This window comes from Streptomyces sp. NBC_01166, from assembly GCF_045039765.1.
GTDB lineage: Bacteria > Actinomycetota > Actinomycetes > Streptomycetales > Streptomycetaceae > Streptomyces.
The window spans coordinates 5804386-5816315 of sequence record NZ_CP108613.1 but is presented as its reverse complement, the minus strand read 5'-3'; the positions used below and the strand labels follow the sequence as shown (position 1 = coordinate 5816315).

Here is an 11930-nt window from a genome sequence, read left to right as displayed (position 1 = left end):
ACCGCGCACACTGAACACAGTGAGCCCGGTGCCCCCACCCCTTTGCCCCGCGCTCCCGGGCCCACCGGCCCGTCCCCGCACCACCCGGCGGACAACGACGTCCACCAACGCCTTAGGAGTACTCCCGTGGCCCTCTCGGTCTTCGACCTCTTCTCGGTCGGCATCGGCCCGTCCAGCTCCCACACGGTCGGCCCGATGCGCGCGGCCCGCATGTTCGCCCGCCGCCTCAAGAACGAGGGCCTGCTGGCCCACACCGCCTCGATACGGGCCGAGCTGTACGGCTCGCTCGGCGCGACCGGTCACGGTCACGGCACCCCGAAGGCCGTGCTGCTGGGTCTGGAGGGCGAGTCGCCCCGCACGGTCGACGTCGAGGGCGCCGACGCCCGCGTCGAGGAGATCCGCGCCTCGGGGCGCATCAACCTGCTCGGCATGCACGACATCCCCTTCGACGCCGACGAGCAGCTGGTCCTGCACCGGCGGAAGGCCCTGCCGTACCACGCCAACGGGATGACGGTCCTCGCGTACGACCGTGACGGCGCCCCGCTCCTGGAGAAGACGTACTACTCGGTGGGCGGCGGCTTCGTCGTCGACGAGGACGCGGTGGCCGGGGAGAACCCGATCGTCCCGGACGACACCGTCCTGAAGCACCCCTTCCGCACCGGCGACGAGCTGCTGAGGCTCGCCCGGGAGACCGGTCTGTCCATCTCCTCCCTGATGCTGGAGAACGAGAAGGCCTGGCGGACCGAGGACGAGATCCGGGCCGGGCTGCTGGAGATCTGGCGCGTCATGCAGGCCTGCATCGCCCGCGGCATGTCCCGGGAGGGCATCCTGCCCGGCGGGCTGAAGGTCCGCCGCCGGGCCGCGAACTCGGCCAGGCAGCTCCGGGCCGAGGGCGACCCCCAGACGCACGCGATGGAGTGGATCACCCTCTACGCGATGGCCGTCAACGAGGAGAACGCCGCCGGGGGCCGCGTGGTGACCGCCCCGACCAACGGCGCGGCGGGCATCATCCCCGCCGTCCTGCACTACTGGATGAACTTCGCGGCGGGCGGCTGCACCGAGGCCGAGAAGGACGACAGCGTCGTCCGCTTCCTGCTGGCCGCGGGAGCGATCGGCATGCTCTTCAAGGAGAACGCCTCCATATCCGGCGCCGAGGTCGGCTGCCAGGGCGAGGTCGGCTCCGCCTGCTCCATGGCCGCCGGAGCCCTCGCCGAGGTCCTGGGCGGCTCCCCCGAGCAGGTGGAGAACGCCGCCGAGATCGGCATGGAGCACAATCTGGGCCTGACCTGTGACCCGGTCGGCGGTCTCGTCCAGATCCCCTGCATCGAGCGCAACGGCATGGCGGCGGTCAAGGCGGTCACGGCGGCCAAGATGGCGCTGCGCGGCGACGGCAGCCACAAGGTCTCCCTGGACAAGGTCATCAAGACCATGAAGGAGACGGGTGCGGACATGAGCGTGAAGTACAAGGAGACGGCCCGGGGCGGGCTCGCGGTGAACATCATCGAGTGCTAGACCGCGTCCACGTGTGAATCCCCTCTGCGCGGACAGGCGGAGGGTGCCGGGCTCCACACGGATGCCGACCGATCCTTGACTGGCCGGTTGTCCATGTTTGCCTACATTGGTAGAGGGTTACCAGTGCATGCGCAGGGGACGAGCACGGCCCCGCCCGGGCGGCGCGGAGCGCTCTTCCTGACCGGCTCCGCCCACGCCTCGACGCTCCTCACCGGAGCGCTCGGTCCGGAGGCGCCCGGTGCGGAGCCGCCACCGGTATCTCCGCGGCAAAGACGAAGGGGAACGACGCAATGACCGACACCTCGCACAAGCCGACCACCTCCGACTCCGGCGCCCCGGTGGAGAGCGATGAGCATTCGCTCACCGTGGGCCCGGGCGGGCCGATCCTGCTCCAGGACTCCTACCTGATCGAGCAGATGGCCCAGTTCAACCGTGAACGAATCCCCGAACGCCAGCCGCACGCCAAGGGCAGCGGCGCCTTCGGGCGGTTCGAGGTGACCGCGGACGTCTCCGCGTACACGAAGGCCGCGCTCTTCCAGCCCGGCGCCACGACCGACCTGGTCATCAGGTTCTCCACCGTCGCCGGGGAGCGGGGCAGCCCGGACACCTGGCGGGACCCCCGCGGTTTCGCGGTGAAGTTCTACACCAGCGAAGGCAACTACGACATGGTGGGCAACAACACCCCCGTGTTCTTCGTGAAGGACCCGATGAAGTTCCAGCACTTCATCCGGTCCCAGAAACGCCGGGCGGACAACAACCTGCGCGACCACGACATGCAGTGGGACTTCTGGACCCTCTCGCCCGAGTCTGCGCACCAGGTCACCTGGCTGATGGGTGACCGCGGCATCCCGCGCACCTGGCGCCATATGAACGGCTACACCTCGCACACGTACATGTGGATCAACGCGCAGGGCCAGCGGTTCTGGGTGAAGTACCACTTCAAGACGGACCAGGGCGTCGAGACGTTCACCCAGCACGAGGCCGACCAGATGGCCTCCGCGGACACGGACTATCACACGCGTGATCTCTTCGAGCACATCCGCGACGGGGAGTACCCGAGCTGGACGCTGAAGGTCCAGATCATGCCGTACGAGGACGCCAAGGACTACCGGTTCAATCCCTTCGACCTGACCAAGGTGTGGCCGCACGGCGACTACCCGCTGATCGAGGTCGGGCGGATGACGCTCGACCGCAATCCCACCGACAACCACGCCGAGATCGAGCAGGCGGCCTTCCAGCCGAACAACTTCGTACCGGGCATCGGCCCGAGCCCGGACCGCATGCTCCTGGCGCGGCTGTTCTCCTACGCGGACGCGCACCGCTACCGCATCGGGGGCAACTACCAGCAGCTGCCCGTCAACGCCCCCGTCGTCCCGGTGCGCACATATTCCAAGGACGGAGCGATGGCGTACCGGAAGACCACCGACCCGGTCTACGCGCCGAACTCCAAGGGCGGCCCGGCGGCCGACACCGAGCGTTACGGAACCCCGCCGAGCTGGTACGCCGACGGTGAGATCACCCGGGCGGCCTATGTCGACCACGCCGAGGACGACGACTGGGGGCAGGCCGGCACCATGGTGCGGGAGGTCCTCGACGACGCGGCGCGGGACCGGCTGGTGGACAACGTCGTCGGCCACCTGCTCAACGGCGTGACCGAGCCCGTGCTGCAACGGGCCTTCACCTACTGGTCGAACATCGACGGCACCATCGGCAAGCGCATCGAGCAGGGCGTGCGCGCGAAGGCCGGCGAGAAGGACCCCAAGGCCCAGGAGCAGGGCAACCCGGCGCGCCGGGACATGCAGCGCAAGGCCTGAGAGCCGTACGCCCCTCGGGCATCGGCGCCCCGGCTTCCGCGCACACGCGTCGCACAGGCCTCCGCCCCTCGTTCCCACGGGGGGCGGAGGCCTGTCGCACGCACGGCTTTGAACAAGGCGCGGTACGCGGCGTCGTAAGCGGCGAAGTCGCGGCGCAGGTGCTGGAGGTGGGCCGTCACCTCGACGACGTCCTGGGGGCCGAAGCCCGAGGTGAACACGTAGGGGCCTGCGGCCATCCCCTGGCTGCAGGCGTCGGCGCACGCCGGGAACGCGGCGGTCCTCCGGGGGACTGAGCGCCAGGGGCACGGGGTGGTCGGCGGATCCGAGGCCCTTCGCCGACGCGAAGGGCCGGACCGCCACCTGCCGGATTGGGTCAGGCCTTGTTCTGCGAGGCCCAGAACTCGTCGAACGTGAGCTCGCCGTCGCCGTTGCCGTCGTGGGCGTTGATGACGGCCTGGGCGACCGTCTCGGTGACATAGGGGTCACCGAGCTGCGCCATGGCGCTCTTGTACTCGACGGCCGTTATGCGGCCGTCGCTGTTCTGGTCGAAGCGCTCGAATGCCGCTCGTGCCGACTCGATGTCCGCCACTGTTCCGCCCCTTCGTTAAGCGTCGTTGACGGAGGTCAGATTATCCGGCGCCCCGGACGGCGGATCCGGCGGGCGACCGCGCCCGGGCCCCGGCCCGGGACCCGCCCGCGGACGCGAGGACTCAGGTCAGCAGCTCCGTGGTGGTCACCGCGCGCAGCCGACGACGGTCGATCTCCGTGAGGAGGAGGGGCAGCGCGGCGATGGTGTCCCGGTAACCGAAGTGCAGGCTCACCACGGAGCCGTTGCGCAGTTCACCGGCGACCTTGCGTGTGACGGCCGCGACCCCTGGTGAGGTGAAGTCGAGGGACTCCACGTCGTAGGAGAGGACGTGGGGGTAGCCGGCCCGGCGCGCGAGGTCCTGGACGAGCGGGGTGGCGTACCGGGCGCGCGAGGGCCTGAACCAGGTGCCGATCGAACCGGTGAGCCGGCGCAGGCGCTGGGCGCAGCCGGTGATCTCCTCGTACGCCCGCGTCTCGTCCATCGCATTGATGTCGAGGTGGCTCTGGGTGTGGTTGCCGAGGTCATGGCCCCCGTCGAGGATCCGGCGGGCCATATCGGGGTTCCGGTCGAGCCAGCTGCCGACGGCCAGGACGGTGAGCCGGGCGCCGGCCCGTTCGGCCTCGGCGAGGACGGTGCGGGCCAGGGCGGGGTCGCCCTGGCCGTGGAAGGTGAGGGCGACCCGGGGGCGGCCGCGGGGGCCGTGCTCGATCTGCACCGGCTGCCCGGGGAAGCGCCGCGGGGCGGCGGCCGGACGTGGCGCGCTCCGGACGCTCTCACCGTTCCGCGCGGCCGCCGGGGCCGGAGAGCGCGCTGCCCCGTCCTGTGCGCAGCCGGCCGCCGATGTGCCTGCCAGGAGCGCTCCGGCCGCCGTGCGCAGGGCGCTGCGTCTGGGCACCGTTGTCCTGCGAGCGCTCATGGACGTCCACCTCGCGGGTCGGTTCGGGTGCTGTTTTCCCGAGACCCGAGACACAGTAAGGCGGAGCACGTGGAGATTCCGGGGTGGCCGCGTGTGGCCGTCTCCATGAGGTGATCGATGAATCACCGAGAGAAACCGATCGATACGGAGAGAATGCCAGGCGAGTGACTCATCACACCTGCGATTCATAAACCAAATAGACAGTTAGATTGGAAATTGTCCGCTTTGAGGCTTTGGCTCCGAGGTCGCCCGTCTGCCATAGTCGGGGGCGCGACCTCCTCCGACCCGAGCCAGGTCCCCGGTGCGGCCGTGGACACACCCCCCCCCATTCCACGGCCCCCTCAGAAGCCCCCGACACGCCACCACCCAGGCGGACCGGGGGCTTCTGCGTGTCAGCGGTCGACGGTGCGCATCTCGAACCAGGTGGTCTTCCCGCGCGGTAGGAGATCCACGCCCCACCGGTCGGAGAGCTTGTCCACCAGGAAGAGACCCCGCCCGCTGACGTCCATCTCATGGACGGGCATCAGACACGGAAGCCCACGCGAAGGGTCGCGCACCTCGATCCGCACCCAGCCGCGGCGGCGCAGCATCCGCAGCCCGAAAACCCGCGCCCCGGTATGCCGCACCGCGTTGCCCACGAGCTCGGAGACCAGTAGCACACCGTATTCGGCGGTCTGCGGAGGAAGCTGCCAGTGACGCAGCATCACACAGGAAGTGATGCGCCGGGCGGTGGCGGCGGACTCCGGACGGGAGGGCAGACGGACTTCGCCCTCCGTCGGATTTCCGAACAACTCCAGTGCTTTGAACGCCTGTTCGTCTTCGACGGCAGTCGTCCATCGCGCCGCTGTCGCGCCGCTGCGCTGTCGCGGCTGCTCCACACCCTCCAGGCCCGCCATGCCACCCATCATGGACGCACAGAACGCTCTCTGTGACCGTTCCGGCAGAATCCCTCTACCGGAACCAGTCCTTCCGCGCCGGTTCTCCGGCATATGCCAGGGGCAGAACGGAGCCCTGTTCAGCCATGCCCACCTGCGGCGGGGCGAGAGGCCGAGTAATTGCACGAGCGGAGCGGGCGCCACGCCTTAAGGTTCTCTTAAGGTCCAGCTAATCCGCCCGCACGGATGAACGTACGTGCCCCTGTACGCAACTCACGCTGGGTCAGAGGAATTCGGCCTTGCCCGGGCCCTCCTCCACGAAGCTGCGCATGCCTCGCTCGCGGTCCTCGGTGGCGAACAAGCCCGCGAACCAGGTCCGCTCGATCGTGAGCCCGGTGTCGATGTCCGTCTCCAGCCCCGCGTCCACGGACTCCTTGGCGGCCCGCAGCGCCAGCGCGGGCCCCTTGGCCAGCCGCGCCGCCCAGGCGCGGGCCTGCTCGTACACCTCGGCGGCGGGCACCACGCGGTCCACGAGACCGATCGCCAGGGCCTCCTCGGCCTTCACCTGACGGCCCGTGAAGATCAGGTCCTTGGCCTTGGACGGCCCCACCAGCCGGGCCAGGCGCTGGGTGCCGCCGGCGCCCGGGATCAGCCCCAGCAGGATCTCCGGCTGGCCGAGCTTCGCGTTCTCCGCGGCGATCCTGAAGTCGGCGCAGAGCGCGAGCTCACAGCCCCCGCCCAGGGCGTAGCCGGTGACGGCCGCGACCACGGGCTTGGGAATGCGCGCCACGGCGGTGAAGGCCTCCTGCAGGGCCCTGGAGCGTACGACCATCGCCGTATGGTCCATCGCCTGCATCTCCTTGATGTCCGCGCCCGCCGCGAACACCTTCTCGCCGCCGTAGAGGATCACCGCCCGCACGTCGTCCCGCCGGCCCGCCTCCTCGGCGAGTTCGCGCAGCCGGTCCTGGACGGCGACGTCCAGTGCGTTCATCGGCGGCCGGTCCAGGCGGATCGTGCCGACGTTGTCCTGTACTTCGAGGGTTACGGTCATGGGAGGCAGGTTAGGGCCTCTCGATCCGAACGAGAGGCCCACCCACGACCAACGGCTGCGGGCCCGGTGCCGTTGGTCACAGCACCGGGCCCGCCTCCCTGGAACGGATCTACTTGATCCACTCCGACCAGTCCATGTTCCAGCCGTTGAGGCCGTTGTCCGGCTGGATCACCTTGTCGTGGGAGTTCTTCACGATGACGACGTCGCCGATCAGGGAGTTGTCGAAGAGCCACGCGGCGGGCGTCTTGCTGTCCCAGGCGCCGCGCACGTCCCGCAGACCGACACAGCCGTGGCTGGTGTTGGTCGAGCCGAAGATGCTGGACGCTCCCCAGTAGTTGCCGTGGATGAAGGTGCCCGAGGTCGACAGGCGCATCGCGTGCGGCACGTCCTTGATGTCGTACTCGCCGCCGAACCCGACGGTGTCGCCGTTCATCCGGGTCACCTTGAGCTTCTCGCTGATGACCATCTGACCGTTGTACGTGGTCGTGGCAGGGGCACCCGCGGAGATCGGGATGTCCTTGATCTGCTTGCCGTCACGGACCACCTTCATCCGGTGGGAGCTCGCGTCGACCGTGGAGACCTGGCTGCGCCCGATGGTGAACTTCACGGTCTTGGCCTGCTTGCCGTAGACCCCCGGCCGCCCCTCGACGCCGTCGAGGTCGAGCCGCACGGTCACCTTCGTGCCCGCCGCCCAGTACTTCTCGGGGCGGAAGTCGAGGCGGTCGTTGCCGAACCAGTGCGGCTCGACCTGTACGGCGGGCTCCGCCGTCACGCTGATCGCCTTCTCCACGGCCGCCGGGTCGGTGATCCCCCGGGTGAAGTGGATCGACACCGGCATGCCCACGCCGACGGTCGAGCCGTCCTCGGGGGTGTACTGACCGATGAAGGTGTTCTGCGGGACCAGCGTCGTGAAGCTGGTGTCCTTCGCCGACTGGCGGCCCTCGTCGTCCTTGGCGACCGCGTGCACGGTGTACTTGGTGGCGGCGGCCAGGTGACGGTCCGGCACCCAGCTGAGGCCGTCAGCGGCGATCTTGCCCTCGACCGCCTTGCCCTTGGGGTCCGCGACCTTCACCGTGCTCAGCTTGCCCTTGGCCGCCGAGACCTTCAGCGCCCCGCTGGTCGCCACGTCGTCGGCGCCGTCCTTGGGCGCGATCGTCACCACCGCCTGCGAGGCACTGGTGTCGTCGACCTTCCCGCCCGGCCCCTTGCTGTCCTTGTCTGCGGCGTTGCCGCTGCCCCCGCAAGCGGTCACCAGCAACAGCAGCGCGCCCAGTACCAGCGCGAGGAGGCCCCGGGTTCCGCGCCCGCGCCGTTCCCCGCCCGCGTCGGCCCATGCCCCCGATATCGGCTGCCCGTTCAATGTGGTCGTCTCCCCTCGCACGGCCTGGCCCCGCCATGGCCCGCACCCCCGCGCGCCGTACGTGCACGCTCGGCGCAAGATAATCACACCGCACGTAAGGAAGAGTTCCCCGGAATGTCACTGTTCGGTCCCAAGTCGCGCCGCACCGCCGGAGGGTGGTCCCGGAGGGCTCGCCTCCGGGACCTTCCCTGGTCGGGCGGGGGTCAGCGCAGGGCGGAGCCCGCCTTCCACTGCGGCCAGTCGATGTTCCAGCCGCCGAGGCCGTTGTCCGGGGCGACGATCTTGTCGGTGGAGTTGACCACCTCGACCACATCGCCCACGAGGGTGCGCTCGAAGAACCAGCCGGCCGGGGTGTCCGAGCTGCCGCCCTTCACGTCGCGCAGCCCGATGCAGCCGTGGCTGGTGTTCTCGGAACCGAAGATGTCCGGGGACTCCCAGTAGTTGCCGTGCAGGAAGGTCCCCGACTTCGTCAGCCGGATGGCGTGGGGCACGTCCTTGATGTCGTACTCGCCGCCGAAGCCGACGGTGCTGCCGTCCATGCGGGTCACGTCGTGCAGCTCGGAGACCACCATCTTCCCGTTGTACGTGGTCGTCTTCGCGGCACCCGCGGTGATCGGCACCGTGCTGACGACCTCGCCTTCGCGGCGTACCTCCATGGTGTGCGCCCGGGCGTCCACCACGGACGTCTGGGAGCGGCCCACCCGGAAGGCCACCTTCTTCTGCTGGCTGCCGTACACCCCCGGCGCGCCCTCCACATCACGCAGGCCTACGTCCACGGTCACCTCGGTGCCCGGCTCCCAGTAGCGGGCCGGGCGGAAGTCGAGCCGGTCCTTGCCGAACCAGTGGCCGACCACCTCGACCCGGGGTTCCGTGGTGATCCTGATGGCCTTCTCCACCGCGGCCCGGTTCTTGACTGGCCGGTTGAAGTCGAAGGAGACGATCATGCCGGTGCCCACGGTGGACCGGTTCTCCGGCTTGAAGTAGCCGATGAACCGGTCCTTGGGGACCAGCGTGGTGAAGGTGGTGCTGCGGGCCGAGCGATGGCCGTCCTCGTCGACGGCGACGGCCTCCACGCTGTACTTCCCGGCCAGCCCGAGCCGGTATCCGTCGTCCCGGGGGGCCCACGAACGGCCGTCCTCCGCGATCCGGCCCGGCACCTCCTGGTGCTCCGCGTCCTCCATCCGGGTCACCTTCACCCGCTCGATCCGTCCGTCGGGGACGGTCACTCCGAGCCGGCTGTCGGCGCCGACGTTCTCGGCACCGTCCTCGGGGACGATCCGGATGGCGTCGCCGGGTGCCCGGTTGTCCCCGAAGAGCGACGTCGCATCGGTGCAGCCCGTCAGTACGGCCGGCACGGTGAACAGTCCTGCCCATGTCAGCACGGCGGCCGAACCCGCCCGTGCTCTCTTCGCTACGTGGTTCACGCTCCCCCCAACGACGTGGCGGCCCCGGGGAAACGTGAGTGCGGGCCCGCCGATGGGCAGAACAGAGGGGAGGACACCGCTCGGAAGGCCGCGGCCGGGACGCCGCGCACTCCTACGGCGGGTGGCCGCTCCTACGAGCCGCAGGAGGCTAGAGGTGTCGAGCACAGCCGAGCAGGAGGAAACGCCGCGTACGACGGGGAGAGTGGTGGAGGCCCGGTCGACCTTGAAGGGCGGAGGAGACGAACCACCCGTATGGCCGGGTGCCCCGATGCCGTTGGGAGCACGCTTCCGGGTCGGACCGGACGGTGTGGCGGGCACCAACTTCGCCCTCTGGGCGGGCGGGGCCGAAGCCGTCGAGCTGTGCCTCTTCGACGAGCGGGGCACCGAGACCCGTCTCCCGCTGACCGAGCTGACCCATGAGATCTGGCACGGCTTCGTTCCCGGCATCGGCGCGGGACAGCGCTACGGCTACCGGGTGCACGGCCGCTGGGACCCCTGGACCGGCGCCCGCTGGAACGCGGCGAAGCTGCTCCTCGACCCGTACGCCCGTGCGGTGGACGGTTCGTTCACCCTGCCGCCCGAGGTGTACGGCCATGTGAGGGACTGGCCCGAGCAGCACGTCGCCGACACCGTGCGCGACGACCGGGACTCCGCACCGTACGTCCCCAAGGCGGTCGTCGTGCATGACGACGACGACTGGGCGGAGGACCGCCGGCCCAAGACCCCGTGGGCGGACACTGTCATCTACGAACTGCACGTACGCGGCTTCACCAAGCTCCACCCGGACATCCCGCCCGAGCTGCGCGGCACCTACGCCGGACTCGCTCACCCCGCCGCGATCGGCCACCTCCGCCGTCTCGGTGTGACCGCCGTCGAACTGCTCCCGGTCCACCAGTTCGCCCACGAGGACCATCTGCTGCGGCGCGGACTGCACAACTACTGGGGCTACAACTCGATCGGCTACTTCGCCCCGCACGCGGGCTACGCGGCGAGCGGCACGGCGGGGCAGCAGGTCGGCGAGTTCAAGCAGATGGTGCGCGCCCTGCACGACGCCGGGATCGAGGTGATCCTCGACGTGGTCTACAACCACACGGCGGAGGCCGGCGAGCTCGGCCCGATGCTGTCCCTGCGCGGCATCGACAACCGCGGCTACTACCGCCTCCAGCAGGACGCCCGCCGCTACGCGGACTACACCGGCTGCGGGAACACCCTGCACGTGGTGCAGCCGCAGGTCCTCCGGCTGATCACGGACTCGCTCCGCTACTGGGTGACGGAGATGGGCGTCGACGGCTTCCGCTTCGACCTGGCGGCGGCGCTCGCCCGCTCGATGCACGACGTGGACATGCTCTCGCCGTTCCTGGCGGTGATCGCCCAGGACCCGGTACTGCGCAGGGTGAAACTGATCGCCGAACCGTGGGACGTCGGCAACGGCGGCTACCAGGTGGGCGCGTTCCCACCGCTGTGGACGGAGTGGAACGACCGCTACCGGGATGCCGTACGCGACTTCTGGCGCGGCGCCCTGCCCGACGTACGCGACATCGGCTACCGCCTCACCGGGTCGAGCGACCTGTACGCCTGGGGCGGCAGGCGGCCGTACGCCTCGGTCAACTTCGTCACCGCGCACGACGGTTTCACCCTGCGCGACCTGGTCAGCTACGAGCAGAAGCACAACGAGGCCAACGGCGAGGGCAACCGCGACGGCACCAACGACAACCGCGCCTGGAACTGCGGCGCCGAGGGCGAGACCGACGACCGGGACATCAACGCCCTGCGCCGCCGGCAGTTGCGCAACCTGCTGACCACACTGCTCCTGTCGACCGGAGTACCGATGCTGGTGGCCGGCGACGAGATGGGCCGTACACAGGGCGGCAGCAACAACGCCTACTGCCAGGACAACGAGGTCAGCTGGCTGGACTGGTCGCTCCTGGAGGAGCCCCGCTGGCGGGAGCTGACCGAGCTGACCGCCCGGGTCCTGGCCCTGCGCCACCGCCATCCGGTGCTGCGCCGCCGCGCCTTCTTCGCCGGTACGCCGCAGGCCCCGGACGGCCTGCGGGACCTGGCCTGGTTCACCGCGCAGGGTGCGGAGATGACGGAGGGCGACTGGTACGCACCGGCCGCGACGCTCGGGCTCTACCTCTCCGGACGTGACATCCCGGGCCGGGACGCCCGGGGTGAACAGATCACCGACGACAGCTTCCTGGCGGTCCTGCACGCGGACCACCGCCCCTGCGACTTCCGGCTCCCGGGCCCGCCGTGGGCGCAGGCCTACGAACTGGTGCTGGACACCTCGCGCGAGGACCAGTCCACGGCCCCCGGCACGCTCCACCGGGGCGGCACGGAGCTCACGGTGGAGGGCAGGTCGGTGCTGCTGCTGCGGGTGGCGGAGTGA

Annotated in this window: 9 protein-coding genes and 1 pseudogene; 3 read left to right on the top strand and 7 right to left on the bottom strand. The window is 69.9% G+C overall.

The genetic code is table 11. The features are described from left to right. Positions 1 to 126 precede the first annotated feature (126 nt). Both OG379_RS26895 and OG379_RS26890 read left to right on the top strand, forming a co-directional pair. A complete protein-coding gene (locus OG379_RS26895) occupies positions 127 to 1512 on the top strand; it encodes an L-serine ammonia-lyase (protein ID WP_362931699.1) in 1386 nt (461 codons plus the stop codon). A gap of 290 nt (positions 1513 to 1802) precedes the next feature. Continuing rightward, on the top strand, positions 1803 to 3326 hold the full coding sequence (locus tag OG379_RS26890) for a catalase (RefSeq protein WP_405665584.1): 1524 nt from the start codon (positions 1803 to 1805) through the stop codon (positions 3324 to 3326). A gap of 107 nt (positions 3327 to 3433) precedes the next feature. Here the strand turns inward: OG379_RS26890 and OG379_RS26885 are convergent. The 7 genes and pseudogenes from OG379_RS26885 to OG379_RS26855 form a co-directional block, all read right to left on the bottom strand. Then, a pseudogene (locus OG379_RS26885) lies at positions 3434 to 3703 on the bottom strand (hypothetical protein); the annotation flags it as partial. Next, positions 3700 to 3915 (bottom strand): EF-hand domain-containing protein, encoded by a 216-nt coding sequence (locus OG379_RS26880; RefSeq protein ID WP_393761044.1) that lies wholly within the window; start codon positions 3913 to 3915, stop codon positions 3700 to 3702. The gene OG379_RS26880 and the pseudogene OG379_RS26885, both read right to left, overlap by 4 nt. Positions 3916 to 4036: 121 nt before the next feature. Continuing rightward, a complete protein-coding gene (locus tag OG379_RS26875) occupies positions 4037 to 4831 on the bottom strand; it encodes a polysaccharide deacetylase family protein (RefSeq protein ID WP_405665583.1) in 795 nt (264 codons plus the stop codon). Between the two features lie 392 nt (positions 4832 to 5223). Beyond that, entirely contained in the window at positions 5224 to 5739 is a 516-nt protein-coding gene (locus OG379_RS26870; protein WP_405665582.1) for an ATP-binding protein, read from the bottom strand. A 250-nt stretch (positions 5740 to 5989) separates the two neighbouring features. Then, positions 5990 to 6757 (bottom strand): enoyl-CoA hydratase/isomerase family protein, encoded by a 768-nt coding sequence (locus OG379_RS26865; protein WP_405665581.1) that lies wholly within the window; start codon positions 6755 to 6757, stop codon positions 5990 to 5992. 109 nt (positions 6758 to 6866) lie between these two features. Beyond that, positions 6867 to 8117 (bottom strand): Ig-like domain-containing protein, encoded by a 1251-nt coding sequence (locus OG379_RS26860; RefSeq protein WP_393761036.1) that lies wholly within the window; start codon positions 8115 to 8117, stop codon positions 6867 to 6869. Positions 8118 to 8320: 203 nt separating this feature from the next. After that, entirely contained in the window at positions 8321 to 9541 is a 1221-nt protein-coding gene (locus OG379_RS26855; RefSeq protein WP_405665580.1) for an Ig-like domain-containing protein, read from the bottom strand. Between the two features lie 154 nt (positions 9542 to 9695). Between OG379_RS26855 and glgX the strand changes: the two genes are divergently transcribed. Then, positions 9696 to 11930 (top strand): glycogen debranching protein GlgX, encoded by a 2235-nt coding sequence (gene glgX, locus OG379_RS26850; RefSeq protein ID WP_405665579.1) that lies wholly within the window; start codon positions 9696 to 9698, stop codon positions 11928 to 11930.